Annotated in this window: 16 protein-coding genes; 10 read left to right on the top strand and 6 right to left on the bottom strand. The window is 55.9% G+C overall.

Annotated elements, in window-relative coordinates:
* Nucleotides 1-275 precede the first annotated feature (275 nt).
* Complete coding sequence (gene mltA / locus NR195_RS21380) at nt 276-1,424, top strand: murein transglycosylase A (protein WP_010248620.1); 1,149 nt, start codon at nt 276-278, stop codon at nt 1,422-1,424.
* A gap of 48 nt (nt 1,425-1,472) precedes the next feature.
* Nucleotides 1,473-2,285, top strand: coding sequence for a tRNA cyclic N6-threonylcarbamoyladenosine(37) synthase TcdA (gene tcdA, locus NR195_RS21375; protein WP_010248618.1), 813 nt, complete (start codon nt 1,473-1,475; stop codon nt 2,283-2,285).
* Here the strand turns inward: tcdA and csdE are convergent.
* Nucleotides 2,264-2,719 carry a cysteine desulfurase sulfur acceptor subunit CsdE gene (csdE, locus tag NR195_RS21370; RefSeq protein WP_256844889.1) on the bottom strand — a complete coding sequence of 152 codons (456 nt, stop codon included), beginning with the start codon at nt 2,717-2,719 and terminating at the stop codon, nt 2,264-2,266. The two genes, tcdA and csdE, sit on opposite strands and share 22 nt — an antisense overlap.
* 2 nt (nt 2,720-2,721) lie before the next feature.
* Nucleotides 2,722-3,930 (bottom strand): cysteine desulfurase CsdA, encoded by a 1,209-nt coding sequence (gene csdA / locus NR195_RS21365; RefSeq protein WP_256844888.1) that lies wholly within the window; start codon nt 3,928-3,930, stop codon nt 2,722-2,724.
* A gap of 209 nt (nt 3,931-4,139) precedes the next feature.
* Here csdA and NR195_RS21360 point away from each other — a divergent pair, with 209 nt between their 5' ends.
* The 4 genes from NR195_RS21360 to rlmM all read left to right on the top strand — a co-directional run bounded on the left by NR195_RS21360 (nt 4,140) and on the right by rlmM (nt 7,155).
* A complete protein-coding gene (locus NR195_RS21360; protein WP_010248613.1) occupies nt 4,140-4,364 on the top strand; it encodes a YgdI/YgdR family lipoprotein in 225 nt (74 codons plus the stop codon).
* Nucleotides 4,365-4,698: 334 nt separating this feature from the next.
* Nucleotides 4,699-5,616 carry a transcriptional regulator GcvA gene (locus NR195_RS21355; protein WP_003854641.1) on the top strand — a complete coding sequence of 306 codons (918 nt, stop codon included), beginning with the start codon at nt 4,699-4,701 and terminating at the stop codon, nt 5,614-5,616.
* 50 nt (nt 5,617-5,666) lie between these two features.
* On the top strand, nt 5,667-6,062 hold the full coding sequence (locus NR195_RS21350; protein ID WP_010248611.1) for a DUF423 domain-containing protein: 396 nt from the start codon (nt 5,667-5,669) through the stop codon (nt 6,060-6,062).
* Nucleotides 6,055-7,155, top strand: coding sequence for a 23S rRNA (cytidine(2498)-2'-O)-methyltransferase RlmM (gene rlmM, locus NR195_RS21345; protein ID WP_010248609.1), 1,101 nt, complete (start codon nt 6,055-6,057; stop codon nt 7,153-7,155). The genes NR195_RS21350 and rlmM overlap by 8 nt, the downstream gene beginning before the upstream one ends.
* Nucleotides 7,156-7,179: 24 nt before the next feature.
* Here rlmM and xni read toward each other — a convergent pair whose 3' ends face one another.
* From xni to queF, 3 genes are all read right to left on the bottom strand, one after another.
* Entirely contained in the window at nt 7,180-7,935 is a 756-nt protein-coding gene (xni, locus tag NR195_RS21340) for a flap endonuclease Xni (protein ID WP_158131411.1), read from the bottom strand.
* Between the two features lie 34 nt (nt 7,936-7,969).
* Nucleotides 7,970-9,334 carry a nucleotide 5'-monophosphate nucleosidase PpnN gene (gene ppnN, locus NR195_RS21335; protein ID WP_010672144.1) on the bottom strand — a complete coding sequence of 455 codons (1,365 nt, stop codon included), beginning with the start codon at nt 9,332-9,334 and terminating at the stop codon, nt 7,970-7,972.
* Nucleotides 9,335-9,503: 169 nt separating this feature from the next.
* A complete protein-coding gene (queF, locus tag NR195_RS21330; protein ID WP_109652221.1) occupies nt 9,504-10,349 on the bottom strand; it encodes an NADPH-dependent 7-cyano-7-deazaguanine reductase QueF in 846 nt (281 codons plus the stop codon).
* Between the two features lie 62 nt (nt 10,350-10,411).
* Between queF and syd the strand changes: the two genes are divergently transcribed.
* From syd to NR195_RS21310, 4 genes are all read left to right on the top strand, one after another.
* Nucleotides 10,412-10,960 carry a SecY-interacting protein gene (syd, locus tag NR195_RS21325; RefSeq protein ID WP_010672142.1) on the top strand — a complete coding sequence of 183 codons (549 nt, stop codon included), beginning with the start codon at nt 10,412-10,414 and terminating at the stop codon, nt 10,958-10,960.
* A gap of 587 nt (nt 10,961-11,547) precedes the next feature.
* The gene (locus NR195_RS21320; protein ID WP_022623807.1) at nt 11,548-11,877 is read left to right on the top strand and encodes a YqcC family protein; all 330 of its coding nucleotides are present in this window, start codon (nt 11,548-11,550) and stop codon (nt 11,875-11,877) included.
* Nucleotides 11,877-12,656, top strand: coding sequence for a tRNA pseudouridine(65) synthase TruC (gene truC / locus NR195_RS21315; RefSeq protein WP_033769942.1), 780 nt, complete (start codon nt 11,877-11,879; stop codon nt 12,654-12,656). The genes NR195_RS21320 and truC overlap by 1 nt, the downstream gene beginning before the upstream one ends.
* A 12-nt stretch (nt 12,657-12,668) precedes the next feature.
* Complete coding sequence (locus tag NR195_RS21310; RefSeq protein WP_010248594.1) at nt 12,669-13,115, top strand: flavodoxin; 447 nt, start codon at nt 12,669-12,671, stop codon at nt 13,113-13,115.
* Between the two features lie 77 nt (nt 13,116-13,192).
* Here NR195_RS21310 and garD read toward each other — a convergent pair whose 3' ends face one another.
* Nucleotides 13,193-14,752, bottom strand: coding sequence for a galactarate dehydratase (gene garD / locus NR195_RS21305; protein ID WP_010248593.1), 1,560 nt, complete (start codon nt 14,750-14,752; stop codon nt 13,193-13,195).
* Nucleotides 14,753-15,007 lie beyond the last annotated feature (255 nt).

The raw sequence follows: 15,007 nt of genomic DNA, 5'->3' as shown, positions 1-15,007 counted from the left end.
GCGGGGGCCGGATTTGAACCGACGACCTTCGGGTTATGAGCCCGACGAGCTACCAGGCTGCTCCACCCCGCGTCCGTGGAAGCGCACTATACTCTCCGCGCTAATTCATGCAACCCCTTTTTGCAGATAAAAGCCAAATTAACAGCCAGTTGCTGAAGGATTCAACCATCTGGTTAATTATTAAACTGATATGCGCGACGTCTGAGCGGATGCATTTCATTCTGTCGGGGGCTTTGCTATCGTCGCGGGGCGAACAGTTATAAAAAGAGAAGATAATGAAATCACATTGGGTGAAGTATGCACTCACTGGCGCGTTAATTACGCTGCTGGCGGCCTGTAGCTCCAAACCGACCGATCGCGGTCAGCAATATAAAGATGGCAAACTGGAACAACCGCTGGCGCTGGTGAATCAGCCCAATGCCAAAGGCGCACCGGTTAATGGCAGAGACTTTGGCGAGCAGGTCCGTCAGATTCAGTCCGCCTCATCCGCCCTGTATAGCCGTCAGAACGGCACTTATAGTGCAATTGAGAGCTGGCTGATGGCGGGTGCCGATACCCGACAGCTTCGTCAGTATGGGCTTAACGCCTGGCAGATGGAGGGAACGGATAACTACGGTAACGTGCAGTTCACCGGTTACTACACGCCGGTAGTAGAAGCGCGCTACACCCGTCAGGGTGAATTCCAGTATCCCATCTACCGTATGCCGCCGCGCAAACGCGGAGAAAAATTACCGAGCCGTGCCTCTATCTATAGTGGCGGACTCGATGACCGCTACATCATCGCCTACAGCAATTCCCTGATTGATAACTTCATGATGGATGTGCAGGGCAGTGGTTATGTCGACTTTGGCGATGGCCGCCCGATGACCTTCTTTGGTTACGCCGGTAAAAATGGCTGGGGTTATCACAGCATTGGCAAAGAGCTGATCGATCGCGGTGAAGTGAAGCGCGAAGATATGTCGATGCAGGCGATTCGTCAGTGGGCGCAGGAGCACTCACCGCAGGAGGTCCGTGCGCTGCTGGAAACCAACCCATCATTTGTCTTCTTTAAGGCTGAGCCGTTTACGCCGGTGCGCGGTGCCAGCGCAGTTCCGCTGGTGGCGAAAGCCTCCGTTGCGTCTGACCGCTCAATTATTCCGGCGGGCACCGTACTGCTGGCTGAAGTGCCGCAGTTAAATGAGAAGGGCAAATTCAACGGCAAATATGAGATGCGCCTGATGGTGGCACTCGACGTGGGTGGCGCGATTAAAGGCCAGCACTTTGATATCTATCAGGGTATCGGCCCCGACGCTGCGCATCTGGCGGGCTTCTATAATCACTACGGACGCGTCTGGGTAATTAAAGCCGCACCGGGCGCCGGACAACCGCTGTTCTCCAGCCCGCAAAACGGTAATAATGGTTCACTGCTTCTCGGCGCTAACTAATTTCTTCTCTGCGGGCCTTCGGGCCCGCACGACGTAACAGGTTCAACTATGAAAGTGTTAAATGACGCCTGGCATCAGCGCTTTGGCGGCACGGCGCGTCTCTATGGCCAGGATGCGCTGCAACGTTTTGCTGACGCACACTTCTGCGTCATCGGTATTGGCGGTGTCGGATCCTGGGCGGCGGAAGCGCTGGTGCGCACCGGGATTGGTAAAATCACCCTGATTGATATGGATGATGTCTGTATTACCAACACTAACCGGCAGCTTCATGCGCTGCAGGGCAACGTCGGCAAAGCCAAAACAGAAGTGATGGCAGAACGGCTGCGTGCGATTAATCCTGACTGCGAAGTGATCTGCATTGATGACTTTATTACGCCAGAGAACACCGCCGAACTGATGGCAGCCGGTTTCGACTATGTGATCGACGCTATCGACAGCGTGCGACCGAAAGCGGCCCTGATCGCCTGGTGCCGCCGGAATAAGATCCCGCTGATCACCACCGGTGGCGCGGGTGGGCAGATCGATCCCACTCAGATCCAGGTCGCCGATCTGGCGAAAACCATCCAGGATCCGCTGGCGGCTAAGCTGCGCGAACGACTGAAAAGCCTGGGCGTGGTGAAAAACAGCAAGGGCAAACTTGGCATCGACTGCGTCTTTTCTACCGAAGCGCTGGTCTATCCGCAGGCTGATGGCAGCGTCTGTGCTTCACGCAGCACAGCGGAGGGGCCGAAGAGAATGGATTGCACCTCCGGCTTTGGCGCGGCCACCATGGTGACCGCCACCTTCGGCTTTGTTGCCGTCTCGCATGCGCTGAAGAAGTTTCTGGCGCGTGCTGCCCGTCAGGACGCCGTCAGCGCCTGACGCGCGGCGTGCTCCACTGCGGCGGCCAGCGCCTGCAGGCCGCTGCTGCGGGAGGCACTGAGCTGGGCGCGCAGGCCCAGTTCATCAAACAGTTTTAAGGGATCCATCGCCAGCAGCTGTTGCGGCGTCTGGCCCTCAGCGGCGGTCAGCAGCACGGCCAGCAGGCCGCGCACAATACGTCCTTCACTGTCACCATAGAAATGCAGCGTGCCATCTTCGCGTAACTGACTGCCCAGCCAGACCCGATTTTCACAACCGCTCAGTTCAATTTCCGCTGTTTTCAGTTCCCCGGGTAAGGCAGGCAACTGGCGGCTCAGCTGGATCAGCTGACGATAACGATCTTCCCACTGATGAAAGCGGCCAAAGCTCTCTTTCAGGCTGGTAACGGTAATCTCTTCGCCAAACGGGTGTGGCGCTAACGGCGATGAATGCATAATCAAAACTCCGATAACAGCGAGATGGCGCTCTTCATGGCGCGCACCAGCGCATCAACATCCTGCAGATTATTATAGGGTGCAAAAGAGGCCCGCAGCGTGCCGCTGACGCCCAGCGCCGCCAGCAACGGCTGCGCGCAGTGCTGGCCAGCGCGCAGGGCGATTCCCTGCTCAGCCAGCAGCGTCACCAGATCGCTGTGATGCAGGCCAGCGAATTCAAATGCCAGCAGGCTGGCATTTGAACAGCGGAAGCTGCGGAAACCGGGTAATTCCGCCAGCTGCTCTTCCGCCAGCGTCGCAAGCTGCTGACTCCAGCGCTCCGCTTCGGGCAGATCGTACTGCCCCAGCCAGCTCAGTGCTGCACTCAGGCCCACCACGCCCGCCACATTCGGGGTGCCAGCCTCAAAACGCCACGGCACCGGCTGCGGCGTGAATCCGCTGAAATCGACATCCGTTATCATCTTACCGCCGCCCTGCCAGGGCTCCATCGCCTCCAGCAGTTCCGCTTTGCCATATAACGCGCCAATGCCCATCGGGCCGTAAATCTTATGTCCGGAAAAGGCGTAAAAGTCGATATCCAGCGCCTGTACGTCAGGCGGACAATGCACCACGCCCTGTGCGCCATCGACCATCACTTTCGCGCCTGCGGCGTGAGCCAGCGGGATCGCCTGAGCGAGTGCGGGACATCCGCCGGTGACGTTCGACATCTGTCCGACCGCCAGCAGGCGGGTACGGCTGTTGAGCAGGGCGGGCAGCTGGCTGATATCCGGCAGGCGATCCGCGCCTAACGGCCATTTTACGACGCGGGCACCGCACGCCTGCGCGGTCATCAGCCAGGGCACCAGGTTGGCGTGGTGTTCTGCCTCGCTGACCACAATCTCATCACCAGGCTGTAAGCGCGGGCGCAGCCAGCTGTTTGCCACCAGGTTTATCGCTTCGGTGGTGCCGCGCGTCCAGACAATCTCACGATCGTCAGCGGCATTAAGCCAGCGGGCAACCCGGTTGCGCGCCTGCTCATAGCGATGGGTTAAGGCCTGGGCGGCGGCAAACTGGCTGCGATGGACTGTACCCGCGCTGAGGCTGTAAAACTGCTGCGTGCTGTCAATGACGGCCTGCGGCTTCAGCGTGGTCGCTGCGCTGTCGAGATAAACGCCTGCATCGGCGAGTGCGGGAAACTGCTGGCGAAATGCGGTGGGATTAAATGCGGTCATGCCTGGTCCATGATAAGAAAAATTAGGACCACACTGAAAGAATGGTCTGCGTCTGGCAAAGCTGGAAAAGCGCGTTATGCTGAATATTGCAAGGTTTGAACCAAACCCGCATAACGATCGGACGTTTACTAGTCGATCTCACTTATCGGCTGCCTCTGGTTAGCGTAACGCGGGTGGTTTGATGCAATCAATCTACAAGGAGATAGCAGATGAAAAAATTAACCGCAGTACTGGCCGTGTGTACCCTGGCTTTTACCCTGAGTGCCTGTTCAAGCAATTACGTGATGCATACCAATGATGGTCGCACCATTGTGGCTGCCGGCAAGCCTAAAGTCGATAACGATACCGGCATGATCAGCTATAAAGATGCGAATGGCAACGAGCAGCAAATCAACCGCTCTGATGTCAAAGAGATGGTAGAGTCTGGCAACTAAGCAGCAAAAAAAAAGCACCGCAATTTGCGGTGCTATTTAAAAATCACTATGGACAGACAGGGTAAATCTACAGGAATTAAGAGTTCGATCCGCAATCGTCGGATCAAAAATTGCAAACACAACATCACGACCACAAGCCAAAAGCTTTCAGAAAATCTGCGAACTCACTCACAAATCTAAAAACTTTTCGTTCCGGCTCAGGAAGTGCGGCAACTATAGGTATTTGCTGGAGGTTCCTCAACGGACAAATTATAATGCCTCGGATTAAAAATTCTAATACGTAAACGCTTTGTATAAGCCAGCGTATTTTTTGCCGATCCGGATACGGAAAACCATGTCGAAACGCCTTCCTCCTCTCAACGCACTGCGTGTTTTTGATGCAGCTGCACGCCATTTAAGCTTTACCAAAGCCGCAGAAGAGCTGTTTGTCACCCAGGCTGCTGTAAGCCATCAGATTAAATCTCTGGAAGATTTTCTGGGGTTAAAGCTATTTCGCCGGAGGAATCGTTCGCTATTACTGACCGAAGAAGGACAAAGCTACTATCTCGATATCAAAGAAATTTTCTCGGCAATCAACGAAGCGACCCGCAAACTGCAGGCACGCAGTGCCAAGGGTGCGCTGACCGTCAGTTTACTGCCGAGCTTTGCCATTCAGTGGCTGGTTCCCCGCCTCTCCAGCTTTAATATGGCTTATCCGGGAATCGACGTGCGTATCCAGGCGGTTGACCGCGACGAAGAGAAACTGGCCGACGATGTCGACGTGGCGATTTTTTACGGCCGGGGTAACTGGCCCGGCCTGCGGGTTGAAAAACTTTATGCCGAATATCTGCTGCCGGTCTGTTCACCGTCGCTGATGACCGGGGATAATCCGCTGAAAACGCCGATGGATCTGTCGCGTTTTACTCTGCTGCATGATGCCTCCCGCCGGGACTGGCAATCTTATATCCGGCAACTGGGCCTGCAGCATATCAATGTGCAGCAGGGGCCAATCTTCAGCCACAGCGCCATGGTATTGCAGGCGGCGATTCATGGTCAGGGCGTGGCGCTGGCGAATAACGTCATGGCGCAGAGCGAAATAGAAGCCGGGCGATTAATCTGCCCGTTTAATGATGTATTAGTCAGTAAAAACGCTTTTTATCTGGTTTGTCATGACAGTCAGGCAGAACTGGGTAAAATAGCCGCCTTCCGACAGTGGATCCTGGAAAAAGCTGCAACCGAACAAGAAAAATTCCGCTTTCGCTATCAACAATAACGTATTGATTTATTTGCATTCAGATGCAAAAGGACTCTGAGGATCGGTTAATGTCCAGTCGTGCCATGTTTGTTTTTTCGGCTATCAGCGGATTTCTGCTGGTGGCTTTTGGCGCATTTGGTGCCCACGTTTTGAGTCAGTCGCTTGGTGCGGCTGAAATGGCCTGGATTCATACCGGGCTGGAATATCAGGCTTATCACACCTTAGCGGTGATGGGGCTGGGTGCTGCGATGTTACGCCGCGCCAATATCTGGTTTTACTGGAGCAGTGCGCTGATGGCGCTCGGCACCGTGCTGTTTAGTGGCAGCCTCTATTGTCTGGCGCTGTCACATCTGAAGTTTTGGGTTTTTATCACCCCCGTGGGCGGGGTCTGTTTCCTCGCCGGTTGGGTATTGATGTTGATTGGCGCGCTGCGTCTTAAACGAAAGGCAGAACGCCATGAATAAAGTTTTACTCTATTGTCGTCCCGGTTTTGAAAAAGAGTGTGCGGCGGAAATCAGCGCCAAAGCGGCTGAACGTGAAATCTACGGCTTTCCACGGGTTAAAGATGACTCTGGCTACGTGCTGTTTGAGTGCTATCAGTTTGAAGATGCCGAGCGGCTGGCACGTGAGTTGCCATTTGACGAGCTGATTTTTGCCCGTCAGATGCTGGTCGTCGGCGAAATGCTGCGTGACCTGCCGCAGGAAGATCGCATTACCCCGATTGTCGGCATGCTGACCGGCGTAGTGGAAAAGGGCGGCGAACTGCGTGTTGAAGTGCCAGACACCAACGAAGCCAAAGAGCTGACTAAGTTCTGCCGCAAGTTCACCGTGCCGCTGCGCTCGGCACTGCGTGAAAGCAAAATCCTGTTGAATTATGAGAGCCCGAAACGCCCGGTCGTGCATGTGTTTTTCATCGCGCCGGGCACCTGCTACGTCGGCTACTCCATCCGGGAAAACAGCTCGCCGTTTTACATGGGTATTCCACGCCTTAAGTTCCCCTCCGATGCGCCAAGCCGTTCCACCCTTAAGCTGGAGGAGGCGTTTCACGTCTTTATCCCTGCGGATGAGTGGGATGAGCGTTTAGCCAGCGGCATGTACGCCGTGGATCTCGGTGCCTGTCCGGGCGGCTGGACTTATCAGCTGGTGCAGCGCAGCATGATGGTATATGCGGTGGACAACGGACCGATGGCACCGAGCCTGATGGATACGGGCCAGGTGATGCACGAGAAAGCGGATGGCTTTAAATTCCGTCCGCCACGCACCAACATCAGCTGGCTGGTGTGTGACATGGTGGAGAAGCCGGTGCGCGTGGCTAACCTGATGACCGACTGGCTGGTCAACGGCTGGTGCCGTGAAGCGATCTTCAACCTTAAGTTGCCCATGAAAAAGCGCTATGAAGAGGTGACGCAGAATCTGGCCATGATGCAGGAACGATTCGATGATAATGGTATTAACGTGCAGATTCGCGCTCGTCAGCTTTACCATGACCGCGAAGAGGTGACCGTACATGTGCGCCGAATCTGGGCGGCTGCCGGTGGTCGTCGCGACGAACGTTAATCGCCGGGCTGAGTGCAAGGGCACTCAGCCGGTATAACGCAGCGTATTCAGATTGCCCTGCAGCACCAGATCCCGCTTCAGGGTTGCGACCTGACGGCTGATCTCTGCCATCTGCCGACCCTCAGCGAGCTTCTCCCGCCATCTGGCTGGCACCTGATCCAGTTGCTGATAGATCCCTTCAAGCGTGTGAAACTCTGTCAGCAGCTGTTTCGCGCTTTTCGGACCGATGCCGGTGATGCCCGGAATTTTACTGCTGCTGATGCCGCACAACCCCCAGTAGTCGGGTAACCGCTGTGGCGCCACACCAAATTCAGCCTCGATAAAAGGCAGATCAAGCCAGCGTTTCTGGAAGTAGTCACGGATGCGGATCTCGGGTGCCAGCAGCTGACAGTAGCCTTTGTCGGTTGAAACAATGGTGGCCTGATGTCCGGCCTGAGCCATTTTCACCGCCAGCGTCGCCGCTAAATCGTCCGCCTCATCCTCGCCCGCTATCCAGCAGCTTACGCCTGCGGCGCGAAAGGCCTCCTGTAACGCTGGCATCTCTGCCTGTAAATCGTCTGGCATCGGCGGGCGACCGCTTTTGTAATCGGGTAGCAGCTGATGACGCCAGCCCTGATGACGTGCTTCGCCATCAAACACCGCCACCGCATGAGTCGGATGGGCGTGACCCAGTATCTGGCGCAGCGCGGCCACGCAGCCTTCGACACAGGGTGAGCCCTGTACCGCATGCAGACGGCGAATCAGATTCAATGCGTCAACAATAACAAGATGAAGAGCCATGAGAGTATGGGCAGCCCGGGGGCTGCCTCCTGGTTTATTTGATAATTTCGTAGCAGGGAATGTAGGCGGTGCCTGGCAGTTTCATGCGTTGCTGTGCAACGAATCCCTGAAGCAGCTCATCCATGCGGTGCATGATGTCGGGGTCGCCATGCAGTTTGTAGCGTCCCTTCTCGCGGATTTCGCGGATGCCCATCTCTTTGACGTTACCGGCTACGATGCCTGAGAAGGCGCGGCGCAGGTCAGCAGCCAGCTTTTCGGGTGGCTGATTGGTGTAGAGATTGAGATTCGCCATGTTTTCATGGGTTGGCAGGAACGGCACCTGCAGATCGGGTTCAATGCGAATCGACCAGTTAAAGCTGTAAGCATCGCCGGTTTCGCGACGATTCTCTTTTACCTGCGGCATCGCTTTCTTCATCAGACGCGCCACTTCGGCTGCATCGTTGATGATGATCTGATAATGCTTACGCGCCTGTTCGCCCAGGGTGTTAACGATGAAATCATCCAGCACGCGGAAGTAGTCGGCGCTCTCTTCCGGCCCGGTCAGGATCAGCGGTAATACCTGATCGCTGTTCTGCGGATTCATCAGGATGCCCAGCAGATAGAGCAACTCTTCTGCGGTCCCTACGCCGCCCGGGAAAATGATGATGCCATGGGCAATGCGCACAAAAGCTTCCAGACGTTTTTCGATGTCCGGCATGATGATCAACTCATTCACCAGCGGATTCGGCGGTTCTGCCGCAATGATGGAGGGTTCGGTCAGGCCGATAAAGCGGCTGTCACGATAGCGCTGCTGAGCATGGCCTACGGCGGCCCCTTTCATTGGCGCTTCCATCACGCCCGGCCCGCAGCCGGTACAGATGTTCAGTTCACGCAGTCCAAGCTGAGTTCCGACATTGCGGCAATACTGGTACTCAACGGCGTTGATCGAGTGACCGCCCCAGCAGACCACGGTGTTGGGATACTCGCCGATATGCAGCGCCCGCGCGTTACGCAGAATGGAAAACACGGTGTTGGTGATAGTGGCGGAGTCATTTTCTTCAGCCGCAGTGAACCGACCCGGCATGTTGAGCTGACCGCTGACAAACAGGATGTCACGCAGCACCGCAAACAGGTTAGCCTGCAGTGAACGGATGATGCGGCCATCCACAAACGCCTCCTCCGGTGGATTGATCAGCTCCAGTTTGACGCCGCGCTCACGGCGCAACACATTGATGTCGAAATTTTCAAAGCGGGAGAGCAGCTCCTGGCTGCTGTCAGTCTGGCTGCCGGAGTTAAGCACGGCAAGAGAGCAGTTGCGAAACAGCTGGTAGAGGTCGCTGCTGGCTGTGCGCTTGAGCATATCGACTTCCAGCTGTGAAAGCAGATCCATCGAGCCAAGAGGGCTGATATGGGTAATCAAATGAACTCCTTTACACCCGCCTGGGTGCGTGTTGGCACTGCAACGGCAGTGACGAAAATCCCTGGTCGGCCACCCGCAGGTAGCCGCCATCACCAGAGTAGCCTTGTCGGCCCGCACAGCTCAAGCGGAACTGCGCTTACGGCACGCAGCCTGCGAGAAGTCTCGCAAACTACTGACGAACCAGTCGCGAAAAACCGGGCGAGAAGGGCACATTAGTGCGCCATGGATTGATATCCAGTCCGCCACGACGGGTGTAGCGTGCATACACCGTCAGCGCTTCCGGATGGCAGAAACGCATCACATCATTAAAAATGCGTTCGACACACTGCTCGTGAAATTCGTTGTGCTGGCGGAATGAGACCAGATAGCGCAGCAGTGCTTCACGGTCGATACGCGGGCCTTTATAACGAATCATCACGGAGCCCCAGTCGGGCTGATTGGTAATCAGACAGTTTGACTTGAGCAGGTGGCTGACCAGCGTCTCTTCAACGATTTCGCTGCCCGCAGCATCGGCCAGATAGTCAGCATTGAAGCGGTAATCCTCTATGGCGATATCCTGCTCATCAATACAACACCCCTCAAAATGGCCGATGGGCTGACCTTCCACTTCATTGAGACGGAACAGCGCGACCCGCGCTTCACCTTCAGCACAGGCACTCAGGTCCCGCTCCAGCGTCTGACGAACCTCGCCCCAGTCGGCAAAGCGGGTCTGGTTGAAACTGTTAAGGTAGAGCTTGAAGCTTTTTGACTCGATAAGGTTGCGGCTCTGCGCATCGAGCACCACTTCGCCAACGGCGACCTGTGGCAGACCTTTGCTGTTGAGCCACGAGAGTTCATACAGGGTCCAGATATCACTGCCGGTAAAGGGCAGACTGTCGGGAAACAGGCCAAGGGGTTCACGATTCAGGCTGCGCGGCACCGCCTGCAGTAAGCTGTTGTCATAATGATCGTGATAGGCTGTGGGTTTGCCCAGCGTCAGGTTGCTGAGTGCCTGATCCTGTTCGTGAGTAGTCATTGCGGTTACCACCAAAATTAATCAAAGTGGCTAAGTGTAACCCATCAGAAGTGAGAATATGAATGATGCAGCAAACTGCCGCCGCGTTGCGCGACTTTACCACCCGATACTGCCAGCACTGGCTTCAGCAGGCCGGGCATGCGCCGGCCAGCAGCGATCTCTTTGGTGTACCTTCGCCCTGTGCCCTGGAGGATCGCGATCAGCGGGTCGTCTGGCAGCCGCAGCCTTTTACTCTGCCACAGACGCTGGATGCAGTTGAGCGGGCGATCGACATCCAGCTCCAGCCGCAGATCACGGCTTTCTATACCACGCAGTTTGCCGGCGATATGCAGGCCAGTTTTGGTGAGAATCAGCTGACACTCTTACAGGTCTGGAGTGAGGATGATTTCCTGCGTTTACAGGAGAATCTGATCGGGCATCTGGTGATGCAGCGCCGCCTTAAACAGTCGCCTACGCTGTTTATCGCCACCACCGAGTCAGAACAGGAGATCATCTCGCTTTCTAATCTCAGCGGCGAAGTGATTCTGGAGCAGCCCGGCGGTAAACAGCGTGTGAAATTAGCGGAAACGCTTGAGATATTTCTTAAGTCATTACAACCGGTTATCATCTGAGTTGCAGTGATTTGCCCCTGGTCTTGTGAGACATCTCTTACATGTGCTGTGAGAGATCGCTATATAACAGGTGAGACTTCCGGAAGGCTGAGATGTAAAAATATTGTGAATCATCAACTTAATGGCGTTTATCTGAATTTACGCCGCACATTTCGTAAAGTTCTGCTGTGAGTACCTTGTGCGCGTAACGAGTTCTGTCAAAATGTTTCACACTGCAGGAGGCTCAGGAAAAAGATATCGTCAGGATGATGATAAGCCATGAGGCAGGAACGTAACGGAGCTTACGGCACACGGAAGGTTTCAGGATGAAACAGGATCGCTCAGGATTGAGCAAGGGACACCTCCAGGATGGAGAATGAGAACCCCCTCAGAAGAGGTGGTGGGCCAGGATGCTAAGGATACATCAGGACGATGCGCGACAGGAGTTCGCACTGGACAAGTTGTCATGGAAGAGCAGGGAGCATTAACGTGGCGGGATGGCTGCAAACGAACCGGGAGCACTGTTTATACAGTGCTCCCTTTTTTTGTGCCTGTGCCAACAAGTGATATGCTTGCCGCCCATTTTTGACTGCTCGCGGAGGTGGCGCATGACGCCTGAACAATTGATTACGCAACGGCTGGAACAACTGGAAGCAGTGATGCGTGAGCATCATCTCTGGCAGAGTACCCCGCCGGCCGAGGGGGCGCTCGAGAGCCGCGAACCCTTTTGCCTGGATACGCTGGAGCCGCTGCAGTGGCTCCAGTGGGTGTTAGTCCCGCGGATGCATGCCCTGATTGCGGCCCGACATCCGTTACCACAAAATTTTGCCGTGGCCCCCTATTATGAGGTGGCTCTGGTGCCTGACCAGCCGGGTATTGCGCCGCTGTTGCTGACCCTGCGTCAACTTGATGCGTTAATCACGGATGCTGCCCACTGATGCTGGAGATACTCTATCAGGATGAGTGGCTGGTTGCCGTCAACAAGCCCAGCGGCTGGCTGGTTCATCGCAGCTGGCTGGATCGCCATGAAACGGTGTTTGTGATGCAGACCGTTCGTGATCAGATTGGGCAGCATGTGTTTACGGCGCATCGTCTCGACAAGCCCACGTCAGGGGTACTGCTGATGGGGCTCTCCAGTGAAGTCGGACGTCTGCTTTCCCAGCAGTTTGAACAGCACCAGATGCAGAAAACCTACCACGCTGTGGTTCGCGGCTGGCTGGAGAGCAGCGGGACGCTCGATTATCCGCTGGTGGAAGAGCTGGATAAGATTGCCGATAAACACGCCACGGAAGCGCGCACCGCACAGCCCGCGGTCACCGATTATCAGTCACTGGCAACGGTCGAGATGCCGGTCGGCATTGGCCGTTATCCCACTTCGCGTTATAGCCTGGTTGAACTGGCTCCTAAAACCGGTCGCAAGCATCAGCTGCGTCGTCATATGTCACACCTGCGTCATCCGATTATTGGCGATTCGGCGCACGGCGATCTGCGTCAGAACCGGGGTGCTGCCGAACATTTTGGCGCTAACCGCCTGATGCTGCACGCCAGCAGCCTGGCATTAACTCATCCGGTAACCGGTGAACCGTTGCTGCTTCGCGCCGGACTGGATGGCGTCTGGCAGAATCTGATGAACCAGTTTGGCTGGCAGGATCGCATTCCTGAGGTGCCGCGGGTTGAGTTTGACGCAGCGCCAGGACAGGATAACGTTTCAGAATAAGGGAGAAAGCAGATGGCAAAGATTGGCATTTTTGTAGGTACGGTATATGGCAATGCGCTACTGGTCGCGGAAGAAGCAGAGCCCATTCTGCAGCAGCAGGGGCACAGCGTAACGGTGTTTGACGATCCGACGCTGGCTGACTGGCAAAACTATGCCAGCGACGTGGCGTTAATTGTCACTTCTACTACCGGGCATGGCGATTTTCCCGACACGATTTCAGGTCTGTTCCATGCGATTAAAGATCAGCTCGGTCATCAGCCCGCGCTGCGCTATGGCGTGATTGCGCTGGGTGACAGCAGCTATGACCATTTCTGTGGCGCGGGTAAAACCTTTGACGCGCTGCTGCAGGAGCAGGGCGCTCAGCGGGTTGGTGAGGTGTTACTGGTTGATGCCACTGAAAATCCGGAACCGGAGGCGGTAACCTCGCCGTGGGTTGAAGCCTGGGGCGCGCAGCTCTGATTGCAAGGCCAGGCTTATCTCTGCCTTACAGAGATAAGCCTGTAGTGTGCGCACGGCGATATCCGTTGAGTGCACTGTCAGGTGACAGGCGCCGGGTTAAACACCGCCAGCTGATTACGAATGCCCCAGCGATCGGACCAGGTCTGCTTCCTGCCACTGGCGATATCCAGAATCAATTCAAACAGTCGCCAGCCCACCTGCTCAATACTCTCTTCACCGGTAGCAATCGTCCCGGCATTGATGTCCATCAGATCGTGCCAGCGCTCTGCCAGCGCATTACGCGTCGCCATCTTGATCACCGGAATCGCGGCCAGACCGTAAGGCGTACCGCGACCAGTAGTAAACACCTGCAGGGTGATACCGGATGCCAGCTGCTGTGTACCGCAGACAAAATCGCTGGCGGGCGTGGCCGCGTAGATCAATCCGCGTCGCGTGGGCCGCTGGCCGGGCGAGAGCACTTCAACAATGGCGCTGCGTCCCGATTTTGCGATCGAGCCAAGCGCTTTTTCCACCACGTTCGCCAGCCCGCCTTTCTTATTGCCCGGCGACGGGTTAGCGCTGCGATCGGTCTGGCCCTGGTCGAGGTAATTATCATACCAGGCCATCTCCTCCAGTAAGCGCTTACCGACTTCCTGATTAATCACCCGCGGCGTCAGCAGGTGAATCGCATCACGCACTTCCGTGACTTCCGAGAACATCACGGTGGCACCGCAACGCACCAGCAGATCAGAGGCAAAGCCCACTGCCGGATTTGCCGTCACGCCCGAAAACGCATCGCTGCCACCACACTGCATGCCGACAATCAGTTCTGCTGCAGAGCAGGTTTCGCGCTGGCGCTGATTCAGCCGCTGGAGATGACGCTCCGCCACCTGCAGAATCTCATTGACCATCGCGCCAAAGCCCACCAGCTTTTCATCCTGCAGACGCACGATGTCATGGTCGTCCAGCGAAATCGCCTGCACGTCGGGGGTGCCAGTCAGCAGACGCTCTGGCTGTAACTTTTCACAGCCGAGGCTGACGATCATCACTTCGCCACCGAAATTGGCATTCAGCGCCAGGTTATGAATGGTGCGAATCGGCACGACCGCCGCGGGTGCGTTGATCGCCACCCCACAGCCATAAAGGTGGTTCAGGGCAACCACACCATCCACGTTCGGATAGCGCGGCAGTAAATCCCGTTCAATGATCTGTACGACATGATCCACCACACCGGCCACGCAGTGGACGCTGGTGGTGATGCCGAGCAGGTTACGCGTGCCTACGCTGCCATCCGCATTGCGGTAACCTTCAAAGGTATAGCCCTCCAGCGGCGGCAAATCAGGCGGAACCTGAGTGGCTAACGGCAGACTCTCCAGCGGAGGGGCTTCCGGCAGCGCAACCAGTGACTCGTCAATCCAGCTGCCCTGGGCAATATCCCGCAATGCGAAGCCTATGACTTCGCCATAACGCACGATCTCTGCACCCTGATTAATCGCGCTCAGCGCCACTTTGTGGCCCTGCGGCACATGCTCTGTGAGGGTCAGACCATCCGCAAACTGCGTACCGGCTGGCAGACCCAGGCTGTTAACCACAATCGCCACATTGTCGTGCTCATGGACTTTGATATAGAGCGGTTGTTCATCTGTTTTTGGGTTCATCGCTCACCTTCCCGTCTGTCGTACCGTACTTGTGCGGCACGCTGTAATGATCTGACCTGTCACGCCCTTGTTTGCCAGCTTCAGTATAGGGAGGCGGGGCGGGTCGCGCATTGTGCAAATGACCACCATTAAGGCAATTCGTCTCGCTGTTTTGGGTCGATTATCCAAAAGCAAGTGAAGACCCTCACAAACAGCGGGGGAAAGCGTTATCCGGGGCGGATTTTGCACGGGTATTTGCCACTTTCGTGAGCTATA

The sequence above is a fragment of the Pantoea sp. Ft-CA_14 genome (assembly GCF_024520875.1).
GTDB lineage: Bacteria > Pseudomonadota > Gammaproteobacteria > Enterobacterales > Enterobacteriaceae > Pantoea > Pantoea agglomerans.
The sequence above is the reverse complement of the archived record's forward strand: the minus strand, read 5'-3'. Positions and strand labels throughout refer to the sequence as shown.